This window comes from Lysobacter sp. A286 (assembly GCF_054052105.1).
Genome location: NZ_JBSVRJ010000003.1, coordinates 174610 through 196769, shown reverse-complemented (window position 1 = coordinate 196769; position 22160 = coordinate 174610). Strand labels below are relative to the sequence as shown.

The 22160-nt window shown below is 63.4% G+C and carries 13 protein-coding genes; 5 read left to right on the top strand and 8 right to left on the bottom strand.

Annotated features, from left to right (window positions below):
• Positions 1-22: 22 nt before the first annotated feature.
• From ACW7G0_RS12565 to ACW7G0_RS12550, 4 genes are all read right to left on the bottom strand, one after another.
• Positions 23-598, bottom strand: a complete 576-nt coding sequence (locus ACW7G0_RS12565; RefSeq protein ID WP_456990065.1) for a hypothetical protein — start codon at positions 596-598, stop codon at positions 23-25.
• Positions 595-2778 (bottom strand): RHS repeat-associated core domain-containing protein, encoded by a 2184-nt coding sequence (locus ACW7G0_RS12560; protein ID WP_456990063.1) that lies wholly within the window; start codon positions 2776-2778, stop codon positions 595-597. The genes ACW7G0_RS12565 and ACW7G0_RS12560 overlap by 4 nt, the downstream gene beginning before the upstream one ends.
• A gap of 401 nt (positions 2779-3179) precedes the next feature.
• Positions 3180-6434, bottom strand: a complete 3255-nt coding sequence (locus tag ACW7G0_RS12555) for an RHS repeat domain-containing protein (RefSeq protein WP_456990061.1) — start codon at positions 6432-6434, stop codon at positions 3180-3182.
• A complete protein-coding gene (locus ACW7G0_RS12550) occupies positions 6434-10354 on the bottom strand; it encodes a hypothetical protein (RefSeq protein WP_456990059.1) in 3921 nt (1306 codons plus the stop codon). Before ACW7G0_RS12550 ends, ACW7G0_RS12555 begins: the two co-directional genes overlap by 1 nt.
• Before the next feature lie 631 nt (positions 10355-10985).
• On the opposite strand from ACW7G0_RS12550, the gene ACW7G0_RS12545 reads away from it, so the two are divergent.
• The 3 genes from ACW7G0_RS12545 to chaB all read left to right on the top strand — a co-directional run bounded on the left by ACW7G0_RS12545 (position 10986) and on the right by chaB (position 13115).
• A complete protein-coding gene (locus tag ACW7G0_RS12545) occupies positions 10986-11279 on the top strand; it encodes a DUF2782 domain-containing protein (protein ID WP_456990058.1) in 294 nt (97 codons plus the stop codon).
• A gap of 71 nt (positions 11280-11350) precedes the next feature.
• Positions 11351-12781: an MFS transporter gene (locus tag ACW7G0_RS12540; RefSeq protein WP_456990056.1), complete on the top strand. Its 1431-nt coding sequence runs from the start codon at positions 11351-11353 to the stop codon at positions 12779-12781.
• Positions 12782-12887: 106 nt separating this feature from the next.
• Positions 12888-13115 (top strand): putative cation transport regulator ChaB, encoded by a 228-nt coding sequence (gene chaB / locus ACW7G0_RS12535; protein ID WP_456990054.1) that lies wholly within the window; start codon positions 12888-12890, stop codon positions 13113-13115.
• A gap of 54 nt (positions 13116-13169) precedes the next feature.
• Here the strand turns inward: chaB and uvrD are convergent, their stop codons facing one another.
• Positions 13170-15362: a DNA helicase II gene (gene uvrD / locus ACW7G0_RS12530; RefSeq protein WP_456990052.1), complete on the bottom strand. Its 2193-nt coding sequence runs from the start codon at positions 15360-15362 to the stop codon at positions 13170-13172.
• A gap of 197 nt (positions 15363-15559) precedes the next feature.
• Between uvrD and ACW7G0_RS12525 the strand changes: the two genes are divergently transcribed.
• Both ACW7G0_RS12525 and ACW7G0_RS12520 read left to right on the top strand, forming a co-directional pair.
• Positions 15560-16450: a hypothetical protein gene (locus tag ACW7G0_RS12525; protein WP_456990050.1), complete on the top strand. Its 891-nt coding sequence runs from the start codon at positions 15560-15562 to the stop codon at positions 16448-16450.
• 69 nt (positions 16451-16519) lie between these two features.
• On the top strand, positions 16520-17284 hold the full coding sequence (locus tag ACW7G0_RS12520) for an alpha/beta hydrolase (RefSeq protein ID WP_456990048.1): 765 nt from the start codon (positions 16520-16522) through the stop codon (positions 17282-17284).
• A gap of 14 nt (positions 17285-17298) precedes the next feature.
• Here the strand turns inward: ACW7G0_RS12520 and ACW7G0_RS12515 are convergent, their stop codons facing one another.
• Genes ACW7G0_RS12515 through ACW7G0_RS12505 form a run of 3 tightly spaced genes read right to left on the bottom strand, consistent with a single transcriptional unit; the run spans position 17299 to position 22072 of the window.
• Positions 17299-18171 carry a universal stress protein gene (locus ACW7G0_RS12515; RefSeq protein ID WP_456990046.1) on the bottom strand — a complete coding sequence of 291 codons (873 nt, stop codon included), beginning with the start codon at positions 18169-18171 and terminating at the stop codon, positions 17299-17301.
• A gap of 13 nt (positions 18172-18184) precedes the next feature.
• The gene (locus tag ACW7G0_RS12510) at positions 18185-19669 is read right to left on the bottom strand and encodes a SulP family inorganic anion transporter (protein ID WP_456990044.1); all 1485 of its coding nucleotides are present in this window, start codon (positions 19667-19669) and stop codon (positions 18185-18187) included.
• Between the two features lie 15 nt (positions 19670-19684).
• A complete protein-coding gene (locus ACW7G0_RS12505) occupies positions 19685-22072 on the bottom strand; it encodes a DPP IV N-terminal domain-containing protein (RefSeq protein ID WP_456990042.1) in 2388 nt (795 codons plus the stop codon).
• Between the last annotated feature and the right edge of the window lie 88 nt (positions 22073-22160).

The window sequence follows — 22160 nt, the reverse complement described above, 5'->3', positions numbered from 1 at the left end:
GTGGCGCCCCGGCTTTGCTTAGCTATTGAGTCTGCACTTCACTGATGTGCACGCCAATATCATTAATGTTTTCTTTATCTGCTCTGGGGCGTAGGGGCACGGTATCGAAAGGTGGTCGCAGCATACCTAATCGCCCATCCGGCCGTCGACGGCTCTCATCAATATCAAATGTCCCTGACAGACGTACGTAGCTGTACCCGTGCTCCGAGAACATGCGAACTAGCTCGTCTCGCCCCGCCCTAACCTCTACGGATTGCGCACGCTCCATATTTGCATAGTCATTTTCACTAGCAAAAAGCGATACAGTTCGATCGTCGATCGCCAGGTATCCGAGAATATAAATATCGGCCCCACGAAGCTGCTCCCTATGGGCGCCTAGAGCATTGAAGTCTAGACTACAACGCAGCCGCCCATCTCGATTGGAACATCGCCCCGGCAAAGCCGGCGCACTCGACATAGCAATGCTTAACTCATCGGGGCCGACGGCACTTTGCGGTGCCGCATGCGTATCTATACGGTGCCAAAGCACTCCAATGGCACCAGCACAAACGACCAGAGCGGCAGCAATGGCAGACAATATAAACGGGACATACTTCATGGCGAAACCTCTGTTACTGGCATGCCAGCGCCGTTATACCTAAACACCCCACCCTCGATAGTAGTAACATAATGGAACGCAGCCCTGCTAGCTCCGTAAAAATTAAGGTCACTGGGGCTAAAGGGGGAGTAAGCGCCAGGTTGCCTCGGCGTCGGGTGCGTATGCGCAGTTGGCAATCCGTCTGTAGGGCCACCTACGGTGTAACCAATACCATTCTCATCAAATCTATCGCCCACCATGGTACCGGTTAGCTTAAATTTTCCGAGAGCGTTTTGCTCGATCAATGATTGCACCTCGACGCCATACTTTGTGCTAACCGGCTGCGCTACACCCCTGAATGTCCGCGCCGCATCATCAGGCGTATTGTGCCCTTTCCCTTCCATTGATTCTCGTTTTCCACTAATTTCACGCGTGGCAGAAACATATCGCTTTTGAGCGTTGCTCTCGCTGAATGCCGGTCTCCCACCACCTGCCTGAACTCCCACTCCGCCACCAATGCACTTGCCGGTGCTGATCGAGCAAGCCCGTGGCAATTCGCGGGGTCGTCCGAGTCGCCCGTCCGGATCGGTAAATTTATACGGGTTGTTATTGCCATACCAGTAGCGGTTGAAGTTTGCGCCCGTGCCGCTGTTGGCGCTCACCGGATCAACGCTCAAAAACCGCCCAATCTCCGGATCCATATAACGCTGCTGCATATACACCAGCCCGGTTGTCGCATCCTCCACATGCCCGGTATACCCCGGTCCGTCCTTCAGCGGTCGGTTCAGCACCTGGCCGAACGGCTCGTACTCGGTGCGCTCCAGCACGCTGCGGGTCTGGCTGGTCACCACCACCGGGCTGCCCAGCGCATCGGTGTGTTGGTAGCGGTTGCTGTAGGCGCCGGTGCCGGTGTCCTTCTCCCGCGTCGCCACCAGGCTGCCGCCCAGGTAGATGTACTCGTGCTGCTGCTGTTTGCGCAGGTCGCTGTCGAACATCAACGACCCGGCCTGGCTGTACAGGCTGTACTTGCTGCCCTGGCCGCTCACGTTGTCGCGCACCCGGCGGCCGTGGCCGTCGTAGACGTAGCTGGCCGTGCCACCGGCGGTGCTGGTGCGCAGCCGGTTGCCGTAATCGAAGGCGAACGTGCTGCCGTTCTTGTTGGCAACGTTGCCCTGCACGTCGTAGCCCAGCCCGATCACGGTGCTGCCGCCGCAGCTGCCGGTCTTGACGTTGGTCAGGCGCCAGTTCGTGTCGTAACAGTAGGAGTGGTCGCGTGCCTTGGTGCCGCCAATCGAGAGCCCGGTCAGGTTGTCGAGCACATCAAAGGCGTAGGTGGCGGTGCCAAACATCGGTGACGTCGTGGCCGTCAACCGGTCCAGCCCGTCGTAGGCCATGGTCCGGTTGCCGCGCTGGTTGCGGTCGGTGGCGCCATCGCTGATCCCGGCCACGTTGCCGTTGGCATCGTAGTCGTAGCCGTCGTCCAGGAATGCGGTGCTGCCGTAGGCATCCCTGCTGCGGTCGGGCAGGCCGCGGGCGTTCTGGGCCAGGCTGTGATGGATGCCGTTGCCGTAGGTGAACTGGCTGATGGCGCCGTTGGGGTGGTAGCTGACCCCGGTGGCGTAGCTGCCAGCCTGGGTCGGCTGGCCCAGCGCGTTAGGGGCATAACTGACCGTCAGCCCGCCGGGGTAGCCGTGGGCGCTGAGGTGACCGCTGGCGTTGTAGGCGTGGGTGATCGCCCAGCTGATGCTGTTCCATTGCATCCGCTCCTGCGTCGGCAGGCGGCGGTGGTTGTAGGTGGTGCTGGTGGTGACGACATCGCTGCCGTTGTAGGCGGTGATGCTCGCCGGCAGGCCGTCGGGGGTGTAGCTGGTGACGGTGTCGCCCTGACCGTCGGGGAAGCGCAGCTCGACAGGGCGGTTGCGGGCGTCATAGCTGCGATCGACCCGGCGCCCCACCACCGACGAGGCGCCCAGGCACCCGGTGGCCGTGCTGTTGTAGCCGGCCGCCGACCAGGCCAGGTTGCCGGCCGCATCAAAGCCCATGAAGGTATCGCCGGTCTCCGGCTCGGACGTCCGGCACAACTGCTGGTAACTGTCGTAATAGTAGTCGCGGTTGAGGGCGACCGCGCCATGGCGTCGTACTGGTAGATAAGTGAACCTGACCCCGTTCTTGCAGGCAACGCCAGCACGCCTATCGTGCACTGGTCATGGAAACCGTCGACCCCGCGGAAACCGATGCCATCCGCGCGCACCTGCAACGCCAGCACGCCTACGGCTACAACCTGACCCCGTTTTTGGCGAAATGGTGACCCCGTTCCTTTCGTGGTGGCCCGTTATTCTGGCTTGCGCTTTCCACTCATTTTTTTTTATCCAGCGTCCACAGTAAAAATCCGGGGGGATAACCAGAAAAGGCTATCGAAGCGCATACATACAAAAGAAAAAGTAGCACGAACGACACAAAAAGACTGAAAGCTACGCTTTCTCGGAACGCGAAGAACAACACTCCAATTAGCGAAACGACACAGACTAGGCAAATAATGCCGCAAAGCGCCCTAAAGAGCGGTGACAGCCTCTCTACCATCCACCTATCAACAGTCATTGAACTACTCCTCCGCAGCTCTAGCGGCATGGTTAATGGATGTTCGGAAGACCGCCCCAGCACCACTACCGAACTCCCATGCACCGGTAACAAGAATACCATTCACAATCGAGGTTGCTGCTACTAGCCGTGCAGTAGCTGAATATGTCCCAAGATGAGGCGCCGGCCCCTTAAATATGAATTGCCCAACTGTATAGCCACCATACCTCTTTGCAAAGGATCCGCCTGCCGCTAGGCCAACCAGCTTTTTGTCAGCGTTCTTAATAGGGCCGACGACTAAACTGGTAGAAGCATAATTCTTCCATGTCTGAGCCCCGAAGCCTGAACTGTCATGCCCGCCTGTCGCGCCAATTACAACGCCAAGCACACCGCCATTCTTATAATCACTTGCAATGCCGTCTGCCACGGCATTAACCCCAAAGGCAACTTCGTCCTTTGCAGTATTTGCTGCTGATTTAACGGACTCTTGTGCGGATGCAATACGTGATTCACCGCCGCGCCGGCTGCCTCCGCCCGCCTGCAGCGCAAACGCACAATGTGGATTCGATTGACATGATGGGCTTTGCCTTTCGGCGCTGCTCATTATCACCCGGCCATCCGGATCGGTGAACTTGTAGGGGTTATTGGCGGCGTAGTTGTAACGGTTGAAGTTCCAACCAGTGACCGTATCGGCGCTAACCGGATCAACCGACAAGAACCTCCCGATCCCCGGATCATAGTAGCGCTGCTGCATCTGCACCAGCCCGGTCGTCGCATCCTCCACATGCCCGGTATACCCCGGCCCGTCCTTCAGCGGCCGGTTCAGCACTTGGCCGAACGGCTCGTACTCGCTGCGCTCCAGCACGCCGCGGGCCTGGCTGGTCACCACCACCGGGCTGCCCAACGCATCGGTGTGTTGGTAGCGGTTGCTGTAGGCGCCGGTGCCGGTGTCCTTCTCCCGCGTCGCCACCAGGCTGCCGCCCAGGTAGATGTACTCGTGCTGCTGCTGTTTGCGCAGGTCGCTGTCGAACATCAACGACCCGGCCTGGCTGTACAGGCTGTACTTGCTGCCCTGGCCGCTCACGTTGTCGCGCACCCGGCGGCCGTGGCCGTCGTAGACGTAGCTGGCCGTGCCACCGGCGGTGCTGGTGCGCAGCCGGTTGCCGTAATCGAAGGCGAACGTGCTGCCGTTCTTGTTGGCAACGTTGCCCTGCACGTCGTAGCCCAGCCCGATCACGGTGCTGCCGCCGCAGCTGCCGGTCTTGACGTTGGTCAGGCGCCAGTTCGTGTCGTAACAGTAGGAGTGGTCGCGTGCCTTGGTGCCGCCAATCGAGAGCCCGGTCAGGTTGTCGAGCACATCAAAGGCGTAGGTGGCGGTGCCAAACATCGGTGACGTCGTGGCCGTCAACCGGTCCAGCCCGTCGTAGGCCATGGTCCGGTTGCCGCGCTGGTTGCGGTCGGTGGCGCCATCGCTGATCCCGGCCACGTTGCCGTTGGCATCGTAGTCGTAGCCGTCGTCCAGGAATGCGGTGCTGCCGTAGGCATCCCTGCTGCGGTCGGGCAGGCCGCGGGCGTTCTGGGCCAGGCTGTGATGGATGCCGTTGCCGTAGGTGAACTGGCTGATGGCGCCGTTGGGGTGGTAGCTGACCCCGGTGGCGTAGCTGCCAGCCTGGGTCGGCTGGCCCAGCGCGTTAGGGGCATAACTGACCGTCAGCCCGCCGGGGTAGCCGTGGGCGCTGAGGTGACCGCTGGCGTTGTAGGCGTGGGTGATCGCCCAGCTGATGCTGTTCCATTGCATCCGCTCCTGCGTCGGCAGGCGGCGGTGGTTGTAGGTGGTGCTGGTGGTGACGACATCGCTGCCGTTGTAGGCGGTGATGCTCGCCGGCAGGCCGTCGGGGGTGTAGCTGGTGACGGTGTCGCCCTGACCGTCGGGGAAGCGCAGCTCGACAGGGCGGTTGCGGGCGTCATAGCTGCGATCGACCCGGCGCCCCACCACCGACGAGGCGCCCAGGCACCCGGTGGCCGTGCTGTTGTAGCCGGCCGCCGACCAGGCCAGATTACCGGCCGCATCAAGGCCCATGAAGGTATCGCCGGTCTCCGGCTCGGACGTTCGGCACAGCTGCTGGTAACTGTCGTAGAAGTAGTCACGGTTGAGCGCGACCGCGCCGCCGGTCGGGCTGCTGCTGTTGCTGCGCCGCAGCCGGGTGGGCTTGCCGAACGCGTCCCGGGTGATGTGGGTATACGCGCCCGCCGGGTGCCAGATGGTGACCGGGGTGTCGTAGCTGGGCCGGTCGAAGGCCTGGAACCAGGTGCGGGTCTGGTTGCCGCGCGGGTCGGTCATCAGGGTGTAGTGCCCGTTGGCGTTGTTCAGATAGCTGGTGGTGGTGCTCAACGCGCCCAGTTCGGAATCCTGCACGACCTGTCTGACACGATTGAGCGCGTCGTAGGTGGTCGTGGTGCCTTTGAGGGTGGCGTCGGTCCAGTGGCCCAGGCTCCGGACCGGATAGGACTGGAATACCAGCCGACCGACGGCGTCGTAGCGGTTGACCACGACGCTGCGGGTATTGGCTGCGTCGGTACTGACGTAGGTTTCCGTTACCACCGGCCGCCACAGGGCATCGTAGTGCGTCAGCTTGTAGCCGCCGCCGGTGCGTTCCCACATCCGCCAGTGGGTGGGCAGGCCATAGACCCCCGCCACCTTCGAGAACGTGCGCGCGGTGGAGGTCCAGGCCACCGCATCGCCGTCCGGATAGTCGATCAGGTTCAACCGGCCCAGAGCGTCGTACTGGTACTTGGTGACGATGCCGTTCTCGTCCGCCACCTGGGCCAGAGTGCCGTCGTTGTTGACCACCGCCGCCTGGGTGTTCCCATCGGCATGGGTGATGGCCTGCGGGATTCCGCGCTTCCAGCTGGACAACGTAGTGAGATTGCCCCGGCCGTCCTTGACCGTCCGGACCGTGCCCAGTTGGCCCGCCGTGGTGACATCGTGGGTCCGGGTCTGCTGCAGCTTCCCGAATGAACTGAACGTCAATGGCTGCGCGTGGCTGCTGTAGGTCGCCTGCGACACCACATCGCCATTGCACGCGGCGCTGGCCGGTACCGCTGCCGTGCACGTCACGCTCGCCACCTGGCCCAGCACCCACTTGTCGACATTGTCGTGATACTGGGTGGTTTCGGTACGGCTGTAGTCCGCAGCCAGCGCGGTGTGAGACGGAACCCACGCGCCCACCGCCAACACGGTTATGGCCAGGGTCGACCTGATGTATTGATACATGGCCATCAGGCGTCTCCCTCGTCCGACACGGACTGCGTCAACGGCTCATCAGGAGGGATGGCGTTGGGTTCTGGGCAGGGACGGTCCCCACAGTTGCCTCCGCCGCCACCACCGTAAATCAAGACGTTCTTTGCCGGGGAATATGCACTGCAGCCACCGGCGTTGCAGGCCAGCACGCGGTAGGCGTAGTTGCCCTCGTATCTCTGGCTCTGGCTCTGGTACACCCCGGTGCCGGTATAGATCCCTGTCCAGCCCGCACTGTTGCGATTCATCTGCAGTTCGTAGCGCGTCGCCGTGGTGACGAGCGTCCAGCGCACGGTGTAGGTCTGGGTGGTGCCGGCACTTTTCGGTGCCGTCAGGGCCGGCGCTGTGCTCGGCGGGAAGGTTACGGTGGTGGTCTTGACCGCCGAGTAAGTGCTACATCCCACGGCATTGCAGGCACGAGCGCGATAGCCGTAGCTACCGTTGACCAAACCCGACACTGCCTTGCTCCGGGCGCTACCGCTGTAGATCTGGCTCCAGCTGCCACTGTCCTTTTGCTGCTCCAACCGGTAATTGGTCGCGGTGCCGACGGCGGTCCAGCTCACGGCGAAAGCGCCGTTATTGCTGGCCGACGGCGCGGTGACCGCTGGCGGGCTTGCAGGCGGCAACGTCACCACGGTGGTCTTGATCGCCGAATAGCTACCGCACCCGCCGACGTTGCAGGCACGAGCCCGGTAGCCGTAGCTCCCGTTGCCCAGGCTCGACACCGCCTTGCTGCTGGCGCTACCGCTGTAGATCTGGCTCCAGCTGCCACTGTCCTTGCGCTGTTCCAGGCGGTAATTGGTCGCGGTGCCGACGGCGGTCCAGCTCACCGAGAAGGCACCGCTATTGCTTGTAGTCGGCGCGGTCACCGTTGGCGCGCTGGCAGGTGGCAGCGTCACCAATGTGGCTTTGATCGCCGAATAGCCACCACATCCCCCGACATTGCAGGCACGAGCACGATAGCCGTAGCTGCCGTTGACCAAGCCCGACACTGCCTTGCTCCGGGCGGTACCGCTGTAGATCTGGCTCCAGCTGCCACTGTCCTTTTGCTGCTCCAGCCGGTAATTGGTCGCGGTGCCGACGGCGGTCCAGCTCACGGTGAAAGCGCCGTTATTGCTGGCCGACGGCGCGGTCACCGTGGGCGCACTGGCAGGCGGCAGCGTCACCACCGTGGTCTTGATCGCCGAGTAACTGCTGCACCCCACGGCATTGCAGGCACGGGCCCGGTAGCCATAACTGCCGTTGACCAGGCCCGACACCGCTTTGCTGCGGGCGCTACCGCTGTATATCTGACTCCAGCTGCCACTGTCCTTTTGCTGCTCCAGCCGGTAATTGGTCGCGGTGCCGACGGCGGTCCAGCTCACGGTAAAAGCGCCGTTATTGCTGGCCGACGGCGCGGTGACCGCTGGCGCACTGGCAGGCGGCAGCGTCACCACCGTGGTCTTGATCGCCGAGTAACTGCTGCACCCCACGGCATTGCAGGCACGAGCCCGGTAGCCATAGCTGCCGTTGCCCAGGCCCGACAGTGCCTTGCTGCGGGCGGTACCACTGTAGATCTGGCTCCAGCTGCCACTGTCCTTGCGCTGCTCCAGCCGGTAGTCGGTCGCCGTGCCGACGGCGGTCCAGCTGACCGAGAAGGCACCGCTATTGCTTGTAGCCGGCGCGGTGACCGCTGGCGCGCTGGCAGGCGGCAGCGCGACCGCCGTGGCTTTGATCGCCGAATAGCTACCGCACCCGCTGGCATTACAGGCGCGAGCTCGATAGCCGTAGCTGCCGTTGCCCAGGCCCGATACCGCGTCGCTCAATGCCGCGCCGCTGTAGATCTGGCTCCAGCTGCCACTGTCCTTGCGCTGTTCCAGCCGGTAGTTGGTTGCTGTGCCTACGGCGGTCCAGCTGACCGAGAAGGCACCGCTATTGCTTGTAGCTGGCGCGGTCACCGTTGGCGCGCTGGCAGGTGGCAGCGTCACCAATGTGGCCTTGATCGCCGAATAGCCACCGCATCCCCCGACATTGCAGGCACGAGCACGATAGCCGTAGCTGCCGTTGACCAGGCCCGACACTGCTTTGCTCTGCGCGCTACCGCTGTAGATCTGGCTCCAGCTGCCACTGTCCTTTTGCTGCTCCAGCCGGTAATTGGTCGCGGTGCCGACGGCGGTCCAGCTCACGGTGAAAGCGCCGTTATTGCTGGTGGTCGGCGCGGTCACCGTTGGCGCGCTGGCAGGCGGCAACGTCACCACGGTGGTCTTGATCGCCGAGTAACTGCTACACCCCACAGCATTGCAGGCGCGGGCGCGATAGTCGTAACTGCCGTTGATCAGGCCCGATACCGCGTCACTCAATGCCGCGCCGCTGTAGATCTGACTCCAGGTGCCACTATCCTTGCTCTGCTCCAGCCGGTAGCTGGTCGCGTTGCCGGCGGCAGTCCAGCTCACGGTGAAAGCACCGTTATTGCTTGTAGCCGGCGCAGTGAGCGCTGGGGCGCCTGCCGGAGGATTGATGTAACTGCCATCAGCTCCCTTGCTGGACCGGATGACCTTTACCGGACGTGCAAACGCGTCAAACGTATCGACGCGGTAGTTGAAACTGGCGCCATCCTGGGCGATCGCTTTGTGCAAAAGCGGCCTGTGGTACTCGGAGGTAAAGCCGTCGCCGATCATTCGGGGGCTTGTACCCCACTTCGCCGGATACTCGTGATCGAGCTGGGTGAGGTCATAGGTACTCCAGATACTACGGAGCACCGTCGCACCCGTCCCTTCCTCGACCTTCAACAGTTTTCCCTCGTTATAGCGGTAGCTGTTGCCATGGTGATAGCGGATCCAATGACCCACGGGATCCGTCACCGTGGTCCTGGAAGATCCCGCGCAATCGTCGCTGGTGCAGCGCGGAATACTGCAGTCGGTCCCTGGCGGGCACACTGGGTAGGACGAGTCACCGCCCGGATAGTAGTAACTGGACGGGGAGCTGTAGGCATACGTCCATGTGCCCGTCGATAGACCCGGGCCGCTGATCTTTTTTTCGGCCAGCGAAAGCCCATGGTGAGAAATTGTCCAGAACGAGACATCGTCGTTGCGGTCATTGTGCGGCGCGGTGAAGTTGTTGCAGTTGAGGGGGACATTGGTGCGCCCGTGCAACTGGACCTTCACGGTGAAATCGCCCACGGCCCCGGAAGGATGCGTGACCCGTCCGCTGAACGACTCCGGGCTGATCAGATCCGGGTGATGGACGCACGAACGCCATGGCTCACTTGGCACTCCGCGGGTGTATTCGACCCGGGAGGCAAGCAAGTCCGAAAATTCGATGGCCCAACTGGAGGCATCTGGCAATGTGACCGATGCCAATGTTTTGTCGACAGCATTCGCAGCAGCGTACTGGTAGCTCCAGGTCTGACCATGGGCAACCACACTCGAAACGTGGCCGATTGCGTTGTAGTGGACATCGATGCGCCGTGCATCGCTTGACTGGATCGACACCAGCCGGACAGGAGCCGTCCTCGCGTTCGTGTAGGTATACGTCACCCAGTTGCCGAAACGATCCTCCACACGGGTTGGATACAGGACGTTGTGGCGGCGAGCATGGCGCTGCGTCGACGTCTTCGGCACCCCCAGTACGAAGGTCGTTGTAGTCGATTCAATGATTGGTTCCAGGTACTGCCCCATCCAGTCAAACCAGTACTTGGTGCCATCCGGCGCAATTGCGAGAAAGCCCTCGCCCCCGCCCGTCCAGTTCTTGATCGCCGACAGGCAGGCGACCCGCGTCTGATCGCCGGTGACCCAGTAGTACGGACCACCGGTAGAGGGCCTTGGATGGCCCGGGTCGAGAAGCAGCATCTCGCCGCCACCGGTGGGCAGACTGAGGTTGTGCCCCTGCCAGTAATCCTTCGACTCAAATACTTCGTTGCCCACTATCACGCGCGGGGGCCGCGCCGCTGCAACGGTCGTGACCGAACAGCGTTTTCCAGGCGTAGTGGACGCTCCGCTTACCCAGTCGGGCGCAAAAACGCCACTGATGCTGGGTAGGTCGATCTCCCAGTCCGCCAGCGGAAAGTCTGCATATACATAAGAGCCCTTCCGCCCACGAACGGAAAAGGTTCTCTTGAATTCTACGGGCAGGCTGTTGTTGCCCGGAACGCTAACGTCGGTCACGGAAAACGAAAGGGCGCCATTGGACAGACTTACCTGGTCGCCAAAGAGGTCAGGCCCAAGCGCGCTCACTTTGCCGCTGCTTTCGACGCGCTTGCCGTATTCCTCCCAGATTTCGTTCGCTTCTTGAGCAAAGCCCTGGCCGCTCGCAGCGGCGAGCAGTACTGCAAAGCAGATACGTTTCATCCCCATTCCTTCCGTGGGCCCTCCGATTTCCGAAGAGCGCTTTATTCCTTCGGAGACAAGCCTCGCTGCCCCGACCCCAACCGGGTTTATATATCAGCAGCGACCCCGGCACAAATCGACGCAGTCGGATTAGACGTACTGGCATCGAGTGTCGATGGCCGCACGCGTATGCTGGAGCGCACCGAACATCCCAGACGAGGCCCCAGCCATGCGCATCACCCTGCTAGCACCGCTCGCCCTGTCCCTGCTGCTTGCCTCCTGTGCTACCACGGCCACCAACGACGATCCGACCGCGATGCTGGACAACCCGGTCGTTACCCAACGGGTGGAGACCAATGGCGACGTGATCGAGGAATACCGGGTCGCCGGCCAGCTCAAGGTGGTCAAAGTCACACCCGCGCGCGGCCCGAGCTATTACCTGAGGGACGAGAACGACGATGGCAAGCCCGACGACGGTTCGCCGGTGTCACCGGTGTATTGGGAGTTGTTTAATTGGGACTGAGCGCGTTCAGATGATCCCTTGTCCAGGCTGGTCTTCCATCGCGATAACCGGACTGCATTGACCGATCCAACATGAGACGTGAACGCCTGCTGCCGCTGATTGTCGCGACCGCGCTGTTCATCGAGAACATGGACTCCACCGCGATCACCACTTCGCTGCCGATGATTGCGGCGGACCTGGGGGTGGAGCCGGTGAGCCTGCGGCTGGCGTTGACCACCTACATGCTGGCACTGGCGGTGTTCATCCCCATCAGCGGCTGGATCGCGGACCGTTTTGGCGCGCGGCCTACTTTCATGGTCGCCATCGGGGTGTTCCTGCTCGGCTCGTTGGCCTGCGCCATCGCCGGCTCATTGGGCCAGTTGGTAGCCGCGCGATTCCTGCAAGGTGCCGGCGGCGCGATGATGGTGCCGGTAGGCCGGCTGGTGCTGTTGCGCTCGATCCCCAAGGACCGGCTGCTGCAGGCACTGAGCTGGCTGACCATCCCCGCGCTCCTTGGCCCGATGCTTGGCCCGCCGCTGGGCGGGCTGATCACCACGTACGGCCACTGGCGCTTCATCTTCCTGATCAACCTGCCGATCGGCCTGCTCGGCATCTACATGGCCTGGCGCCATATCCCGATGTTGAAACAGCCGGTGCGTCCGCTGGACTGGCTGGGTTTTGCGCTCTCGTCGAGCGGGTTGGCATTGACCATCTTCGGTTTCTCCATCCTGGGGCGGCATCTGGTCAATACAGCCGTGGCGCTGGGCTGCCTGCTGGTCGGCCTGATCGCGCTGACGCTGTACGTATTCCACGCCCGCAAGCACCCGCACCCGTTGATCCAGTTGGACTTGCTGCGGTTGCCGACATTCCGCATCGGCGTGCTGGGCGGGTCGATCTTCCGGATCGGTGTCGGTGCGATGCCGTTCCTGCTGCCACTGATGTTCCAGCTCAGCTTCGGCCTGAACCCGCTTCAATCCGGATTGCTGACCTTCGTGTCCGCGGTCGGCTCGATGTTCATGAAGTCGATGGCGCCGCGCATCATCAAGTGGTTCGGGTTCCGGCGGGTACTGGTAGTGAACGCGCTGATCGCCTCGTTCCTGCTGTGCGGTTTCGGCTTGTTCCGCGCCGATACTCCCTACCCGCTGGTGATCAGCGTGTTGCTGATCGGCGGATGCTTCCGCTCGCTGCAGTTCACCAGCCTCAACGCGATCATCTATGCCGACGTCGACCCCGCCCGGATGGCTCCGGCCAGCAGTTTCGCTGCCATGGCCCAGCAGGTCTCGCTGGCGATCGGCGTCACCATCGGTGGCTATGCACTGGCCGTGTCCAGCGCCGCCACCGGGCAGCCGATGGACGCGGCGATCAACTTCGGCTTCGCCTTCCTCACCGTCGGGCTGATCTCCGCCAGCTCGGTATGGATGATGACGCGCCTGGTCCGGGATGCCGGCGCAGAGATGGCCGGCCGCGCCCAGGGCGGCCGCGAGGTCTCCGAGCCCCGGCCGGCGCAGCGCCCGGGGACTTGAGCATCCGGTGTCGTCATCCCCGCGAAGGCGGGGATCCATGGACTTTCTCAAGCGTTTAACCGTAGACGCGGATAGTTGGAGTCCATCGTCCAGAAGGAGCTTCGTCATGCCTTACGACCGCATTACCGCGCTGCCCGACCCGGTCCGTGACAACCTGCCCAAGCACGCGCGGGAGATCTATAAGGAGTCCTTCAATAGCGCGTGGGACGAGTACAAAGACGCCGACGACCGCCGCGGCGACGCCTCGCGCGAGGAGACCGCACACAAGGTCGCGTGGTCTGCAGTCAAACAAAAATACGAAAAAGGCGACGACGACAAGTGGCATCCGAAGTAACCACGCAAAACCGTAAGGCGCAATAAGCAAAGCGCATTGCGCCGGCCTCACCCCTCAACCCGGCTCCAGATTCGCATACGCCAGCACCAGCCACTTGCTGCCGACATCATCAAAGTTCACCTGCACCCGGGCGTGCGCACCGCCGCCTTCGAAGTCGGTGACCACGCCGGTACCGAACTTGGCGTGGCGCACGTTCGCGCCCAGTGGCAGCGCGGGCGTCTCCATCGCGGCGTGGCCGTAGTCCCGGCGCGGCGCGCTGTTGAACATCGGTCGTGAGACCTGCAGCTTCGGGCGGACCTCGTGCAGCAATGCGGCGGGGATCTCGCGTAGGAAACGTGATGGCACCCCGTACATTTCCTGACCGTGGATGCGCCGCGCCTCGGCGTAGCTGAGCACCAGTTTCTCGCGGGCACGGGTGATGCCGACATACGCGAGCCGGCGCTCCTCCTCCAGCCGGCCGGCTTCCTCGATCGACTTGTTGTTCGGGAACAGGCCCTCCTCCAGACCGGCCAGGAACACCAACGGAAACTCCAGCCCTTTCGCGCTGTGCAGGGTCATCAACTGCACGCCGTCCTCGCCGGCCTGGGCCTGGCCTTCGCCGGCCTCCAGCGAGGCGTAACTGAGGAACGCAACCAGCTCCGGCATCGCCGCCACGTCGTCCTCGTCGTTGCGGACAAAACGCGCGGCGACCGAAACCAGCTCGTCGAGGTTGTCGGTGCGCGAATCCAGCGAGCCCTTCGACTCGCGCGCGTAATGGTCGCGTAGCCCGGAGCGTTCGAGCACGTGATCGATCTTCTCCTGCAGCGGCATCTCGACGATGTCGGCATCCAGGCCGTCGATCAGCGCTATGAAGCCCGCCAGTGCATTGCGCGCACGCGCGGCCAACAGGGTCTCGGTGGTCAGCCAGCGTGCGGCGACCCACAGCGGCGCACCGTCGGCCCGCGCGCGGCGACGCACTTCATCCAGCGTGCGCTCGCCGATGCCGCGCGTGGGCGTGTTGACCGCGCGCTCGAATGCGGCGTCATCGTTGCGGTTGGCGACCAGCCGCAGGTAAGCGAGCGTGTCCTTGATCTCGGCGCGCTCGAAGAAGCGCTGGCCGCCGTAGACGCGGTACGGCACCTGCTCGCCGAGCAGGGTTTCCTCGAACGCGCGCGACTGCGCGTTGCTGCGATACAGGATCGCGACATCGCCGTGGCTGCCGCCGTCGCGCACCCACTGGCGCAGGCGCTCGACCACGAAGCGCGCCTCGTCGATCTCGTTGTAGGCCTGGTACAGATCGATCGGCTCGCCGCTGTCGCTATCGGTCCACAGCTGCTTGCCGAGGCGGTCCGGGTTGTGCGCGATCACCGCGTTGGCCGCGTCCAGGATGTTCGCGCTGGAGCGGTAGTTCTGCTCCAGCCGGATCGTCTGCGCACCCTCGCCGCTCGCGCCGAAGTCCTTGAGGAACTTTTGCATGTTCTCGACCTTCGCGCCGCGCCAGCCGTAGATCGACTGGTCGTCGTCGCCGACCGCGAACACCTTGCCGCTGTCGCCGGCGAGCAGGCGGATGAAGCCGTACTGGATCGCGTTGGTGTCCTGGAACTCATCGACCAGGATCTCGCGGAAACGGTGGCGGTAATGCGCCAGCAACGCCGGGTTGTCGCGCAGCAGCTCGTGCGCGCGCAGCAACAGCTCGGCGAAATCGACCAGCCCGGCGCGCTCGCAACGCTCCTGGTACGCCTCGTAGCAACGGCGCATGACGTCGGTCCACTGGTCACCCGGCTCGGGTTGTAGATGCTGCGGCCGACGGCCTTCGTCCTTCTGCGCGTTGATCCACCACGCGATCTGGCGCGGCGGAAACCGGGTGTCGTCCAGCTCCAGCCCCTGCACCACGCGCTTGACCAGCCGCAGCTGATCGTCCGAGTCGAGCACCTGAAAGGCTTCCGGCAGCTTCGCCTCCTGCCAGTGCAGCCTCAACAGCCGGTGCGCCAGGCCGTGGAACGTGCCGATCCACATCCCGCGCGCGCCGTTGCGCAACTGCGCATCGACCCGGTGGCGCATCTCGGCCGCCGCCTTGTTGGTAAACGTCACCGCCAGGATGCCGTGGGTCGGCACCCCGAAGACCTCGTTGAGCCAGGCAATGCGGTGGGTCAGTACGCGGGTCTTGCCCGAGCCGGCGCCGGCCAATACCAGATAGTGACCGGGCGGCGCGCTGACAGCCTCGCGCTGCGCCGGGTTGAGCGCGTCAAGCAGGTGGGAGACATCCATCGGGGCATTCTACCGGGCACCGCCCCAAGTGCTGGGAAGGTGGAGCGAAACGCACCTGTCGACACCTGCTGCCACGACGTCGCCACGTTAGCGCCGATGCTGGCCGCATGGGAGTATCGGAGTGGCAATTCATCAGGTGTCGCGTCACGCAGCAGGCACAACGACTGACAACTTCTGAAAAACCCCAGGGAAACGCCATGCGTCATTCCATCCGATCCAACACCGTCTTCCTCATACTTGCGACGATCATTTCCGGCTATGCCAGCGCGGATAGCACCGTCGTTCCGTTCACGGTCAATGAGCACAACAATATCGTTGTCAAGGCAACCTTGAATGGCGCCGACTCATTCGATCTGATGCTTCACACGGCAAGCTCCGATGTCACGTTGACAGAAGATGCGGTCACCGCTTCATCCAGCATTGTCTTCACGGACACCCATTCCGTTAAAAGCTGGGGTGGCGAATCCGATTCCCGGGTAAGCGTAGGGAACCGCATGACGATCGGATCGTTGAGTCGCGACAACATCATCGTCTGGGAGGACAAGAATTCCGGCACTGCCACCGACGGCAAGTTCGGGTTGGATTTTTTTCAGAGCCGCATGGTTGAAATCGACTTTGCCCGAAACATCATCCTCACCCATGAAAATTTGCCCGCAAAAGCACAGCAGTGGCATCGGCTGGATCTGGACACATCGAATGACGACCTCCTGTTTGTCGAGGCGGAGCTGACCATCGCGGGACGGCCATACAAGCACCGGTTTCTGGTCCACTCCGGCTACTCCGGCGGACTTCTTCTTGACGATGAATTTTCAGCGAGAACGCGCCTGAGGGAGAAGATAGATATTACGGAAACCAGCAGTCTGAAAGACTCTTTCGGTAACAATATTGAAGTCCACAAGGGAACCTTGCCCGTACTTGGCCTTGGCGCCACATCGCTTCAGGACGTTCCTACAGGATTCTTCGCCGGCTCTGTTGGAACGCAGAAAATGAGCGTCATGGGAATGGACGTCCTGAGGCACTTCAACATGATCTTCGATCTACAGGGCAGGGCCCTCTACATCAGTCACCGCACCCATCCTTACTCCTGAGTGGACCACGCGGGACCGCGTGGAAAACATTGGCTACATCAGGCTCCCATGAGTCGAGTTTCAAAGACATTGACGACTGGCGCGGTACTGATCGGCTTGATCTATCTGGCCATCTGCGGACTGCTCTACCTGTCTCAGCGCTCCTACATCTACTACCCCACCAGCCGCAGCGTCGACACACCAACGATCACATTGCAGCAAAGTGACGCACGGGTTCTCGTATCCACCAACGGCATCGACAGTGACCGTGCCGTGCTGTATTTCGGCGGCAATGCTGAAGATGTATCCCAGGCAGTCGGACTGTTGAGTCAGGCGTTTCCGGATGCCGCCATCTACGCGATGCATTACCGGAGCTATGGCGGAAGCACTGGAACGCCGTCGGAACGCGCACTGATCTCGGACGCAACGGCGTTGTTTGACCGCGTGGTTGAACAGCACCCGCGGATATCCATTGTCGGCCGCAGTCTGGGGAGTGGAATCGCGGCCCAGGTTGCCGCGTCAAGATCCATCGAACGGCTTGTCCTGGTCACCCCTTACAACAGCCTGCTGGAACTGGCGACCGAACGCTTCAAACTGTTTCCAACACGACTTCTGCTGCAGGACAAATATGAATCCTGGCGCTATGTCAGCCAACTGCAGGCGCCAACCACGATCATCATCGCGGGCCATGACCGGATCATCCCCAATGAGAGCTCCCGGCGGCTGGCCGATACATTTCCTGCGGGCGTGGTGACGGTGGTCAAGATTGCCGAAGCGAACCACAACAACCTGTCGGATTCTCCGGAGTACGTTGCGGCACTCACCGGTCATGACGAACCCGGAAGCAATCGGTAGATCGATCCGCCAACTCAACGCAACAGCAGCACCGCGATCGGGCAGTTGCGCACTACCTGGGTGGTGGTGCTGCCGACGATGAGGTTGCGGATGCGGGAGTGGCCGTAGGCGCCCATCACCAGCAGGTCGATGGAGCGCGCGGCGACCTGCTCGGCAATCACGTTCTCCGGCGCGCCGGGCACGGCACGCATCTCGGGTGAGAAGCCGGCGGCCTGCAGTTGTGCCTGCGCCCACTGCATCGGTTCGCCCTGTACCTCGGCGGCATCGCCGACTGTCAGCACGTCACACGGCAGTCCGCGCAGCAGGGGACTGGCGGACACCAGTTCGACGCAACGACGGGTGGTGGCGCTGCCGTCGAACGCGATCATGAATCGCTGGATCGGCCTCCATGCGCGCGGGGCCACCAGGACCGGCCGACTCACGGCGCGGATGACACGCTCCAGGTGGCTGCCAAGATGGCCGCGGGCGAAGTCGGCGTTCTCGCCGCGCTTGCCCAGCACGAACAGCCGGATCTCGTCCTCCAGCTCAAGCAGGGTGTCCGCCAGCGGGCCATGGCGTTGACGGACGGTCGCCGCGGCGCCGTGCGTTTCGGCGATCCCGCGGGCCTGCTCCAGCATCACACGCCCGCGCTGCTGGGCGAGTTTGCCGCGCTGCTCGTCCAGCAGCGTCATCTCTTCCAGCAGGCCTTCCTGGGTGCCCAGGTACAGGTTGCCGGTGAGGTCGATAGTGACCGGCGCGGCCTCGCGGTCGATCGCATGCATCAGTTCCAGCGGTGCTCCGAGCCGGGACGCGGCCCAGCCGGCGTGCGCGGCAACGCTGGCGGCATAACCGGACACATCGACCGCGGCGAGCACGCGGCGTTCGGCGAACGTGGGGGCCTGGCTCATCACGACGTTCTCCTCAGTGGCCACCCATCAGGCGCTCGGCATCGGGCTTGTCATGCACGCCCAGCCGGTCGACCAGGGTGGCGCTGGCCTGGTCCAGGCCGATGACCTCCACCGTAGTCCCCTCGCGGCGGAAACGCATCACCACCTTGTCCAGCGCGCCGACGGCACTGAGGTCCCAAAAGCGCGCGTTGGAGACGTCGATGCTGACCCGCTGCAACACCTCGCGGAAATCGAAGCCGGCGGTGAATGCACTGGCCGAGGCGAAGAACACCTGGCCGGTCACGACGTAGCTGCGCTCGTTGCCATCGTCCCTGGCAACCGAGGCCACATGCAACACGCGGCCGACCTTGCGGGCGAAGAACAGCGCCGACAGCAGCACGCCGGTCAGCACCCCGCGCGCCAGGTCGTGGGTGAACACCGTGACCACCACCGTGCCGAGCATGACGATGCTGGACGTGGTCGGGTAATGGCGCAGGTTCTTGATCGACGACCAGCTGAAGGTGCCGATGGAGACCATGATCATCACCGCCACCAGCACCGCCATCGGGATCTGCTTCACCCACGGGCCTGCAAACACCACCATCAACAGCAGCACCGAACCGGCGACCAGTGTCGACAGGCGACCGCGGCCCCCGGATTTCACGTTGATCACCGACTGGCCGATCATCGCGCAGCCGGCCATGCCGCCGATGAATCCGGTGGTGACGTTGGCCACGCCCTGGCCCACGCATTCGCGGTTCTTGTCGCTGGGCGTGTCGGTCAGCTCGTCGACGATCTGCGCGGTCAGCAGCGACTCCAGCAGGCCGACAACCGCCAAGGTGGCCGAGACCGGCAGGATGATCCACAGCGTTTCCAGGTTGAGCGGCACGTCCGGCAGCAGGAAGATCGGCAGGCTGTCGGGCAGCTCGCCCATGTCGCCGACGGTGCGGATGTCCAGCTTCAGTACGATCGCGACGACGGTCAGCACCACGATCGCGACCAACGGCGAGGGGATCGCACGGCTCAGGTACGGGAACAGGTAGATGATCGCCAGCCCGGCGGCGGTCATCGCGTACACCGTCCACGGCACGCCGGTCAGCTCGGGCAACTGGGCCATGAAGATCAGGATCGCCAGCGCGTTGACGAAACCGGTGATCACCGATCGCGATACGAACCGCATCAGGCTGCCGAGCTTGAACGCCCCGGCGACCATCTGCAGCACGCCGGTCAGCACGGTCGCGGCGAGCAGGTATTGCAGCCCGTGCTCCTTGACCAGGGTGACCATGACCAGCGCCATCGCCCCGGTGGCGGCGGAGATCATGCCCGGCCGACCGCCGGTGAAGGCGATCACCACGGCGATGGAGAACGAGGCGTACAGGCCGACCTTGGGGTCGACCCCGGCGATGATCGAGAACGCGATCGCCTCGGGGATCAGCGCCAGTGCGACGACCAGACCGGCGAGCACGTCGCCTCGGATATTGCCGAACCAGTCGCGGCGGAGATGGGAGGTGATGTTCAAGGCAATGACGTCAGGTCACTGGTCGGCGGCTTGCATCTTGTACTGCGCCGGCGGGGTCGCGCCCATCAGGTGCTGGACGAAGTAATCCCAGCGGCGGCGGGTCATGTAGTTGGTGTCCTCGCCGAAGCCGTGGCGGGCGTTGGGGAACAGCAGCAGGTCGAAGTCCTTGTTCGCCTTGACCAGCGCGTCCACCACCAGCAGCGTGTTCTGCGGCGGCACGTTGTCGTCCATCATCCCGTGCGCGAGCAGCAGTTTGCCCTGCAGGTTGGCGGCGCGGTTCTGGTTGGCCTGGGCATCGTAGTTGCTGCTGCCGTCCTTGTTGGCGACCTCCAGCCCCTGCCACTTCTCGGCCCAGTCATCCTCGTACGTGCGGTTGTCGTGGTTGCCGCTCTCGGAGATGCCGACCTTGTAGAAGTCCGGGTAAGTGAACATCGCATCCACGGTCGCGTAGCCGCCGCCGGAATGGCCCCAGACGCCGACGCGGTCGAGGTCGATCCACGGGTGGCGCGCGGCGAGTTCGCGCAGGCCGGCAACCTGGTCGGGCAGGGTGTTGTCGCCGATGTCGCCGCCGAAGGCGTCGTGGAACGACTTGGAGCGCCACGGCGTGCCCATGCCGTCGATGGCGATCACGATGAAGCCCAGCTCCGCCAGCGCCTGGTGGTCGCTGCGCGCGGCGCTGAAGCTGCGGCCACGCACCGAGCCGGTCTGCGGGCCGGGGTAGATGTAGTTCACCACCGGGTACTTGCGCGACTCGTCGAGGTCGGTCGGGGTGAACATCAGCCCGTACAGGGTGGTCTTGCCGTCGCGGGCGGTGACCGTGATCGGGGTCGGCGGCACCCAGCCGATGGCGCGCAGGCGGCTGTCGTCGGCGCGGGCGATCTCGGCGATGGTGCTGCCGTCGTCGGCGCGGCGCAGCAGCGTAACCGGGGGCATGCTCGGGGTCGAGTACGCATCGACAAAGTAGGTGCCGTCAGTCGACAGGGTCACGGTGTGGTTGGCGTCTTCGGGGGTCAGCAGTACCGGCTCGCCACCGTCGAATCCGACCTTGTAGAAGTGCTGGTAATACGGGTTGCGGCCATCTTCCATGCCCACGCCGCGGAACCAGACGGTGCGGGTTTCGGGATCGACCTTGAGCACCCGGGTAACGTTGCCCTCGCCGGTGGTGATCGGGTGCTTGAGCTTGCCGCTGGCCAGGTCGTAGAGATACAGGTCGCCCCAGTTGGCGCGCTCTGAGAACCAGATGAACTCGTTGGCGTCCGGCAGGTAGTGCCAGTTGACCTTGCCGTTGCCGCTCTCGAAATAGGTTGGCGCGTGCTCGTGATAAACCTCACGCACGCTGCCGGTGGCCGCATCGGCGACGCGCAGCCAGGTGTCCTTGTGGTCGCGTGAGGTCGAGGCAAAGGCGAGCGTCTTACCATCCGGCGCCCACTGCACGTCTTCCCAGCCGCCGTCGCAGCTGACGTCGTCGCACAGGGTTGATCGATGCTGGTCGGGCGGCATCTGCAGGCGGGTGACGGTAGGCGTGCCTGAAGCGGTCGCGCCCACGTCGATGATCACGCGCTCGATCATGGTGACGTACTCGTCGCCGGCAAACGGGTACTTCCAGCGCTCGACCTTCGGCGCGCCGACGTTGGTGCCGACCAGCACCATCTCGCTGGTCTTGCGCTGGTCCTGCTGGAAGGTCGCGATCTTGCTCGAGTCCGGCGACCACACCAGGATCGCGCGATCGCTGTGGGTCCAGCCGGCGTTGTCGGTGGCGTAGCCGTAATCGGTCACGCCGTCGGTTGTCAGCCGGGTCTCGACGCCGGTGTCGATGTCGCGCACCCACAGGTTCCAGTCACGAATGAACGCAGCCCGCTTGCCATTGGGCGATTCGACCACCGGCTCATTGCCGGGCGTGCCGGCCGCCTCGCTGCCCGGTTTGCGGGTATCGGTACCGCGCGCCGCCACGCAGGCCGGGGCGGCTTGCAGGTCGCACAGATAGTGCTGTTTGTTGCGCAAGCTGATGTCGAGGCGACCATCGGCAGCGATCTGGACGTCGGCAATGGCCAGTTTGGTGGCGTCCACATCCTCGGCGCCCGCGTCGGTCAGCGCGGCCGCCAGCAGGTCGCGATCGAATGCGGACGTGGCCTCACCGGTGGCGGCCTCGACCCGCCAGAAATGGTCGCCGTCGGCGTCGTGGTCGCGGAACCAGAAGTGGTCGTCGTCCTGCCACACCACCGTGTTGACCGCGTGGTCGAGCAGCGGCGTGGTGTTGTAGCCCAGGAACGCTTCCGCGCGTGCGTAGTCGTCGGCCGTCAGTACCCGCGGCGCGTCCTGTGCTGCCGCGGGCAGCATCGTCGTCGCGAGCAATCCACTCACCAACGCACCGTAGAACCGAGATTTGCCATTCATCGCACCCATTGATTTACCCCTGCCGGTCGACTGGAACGCCACCAGCAGTAGGCTGGCGCGACGTAGACCATAAACCGGAACCATCATGCCGCGCTCG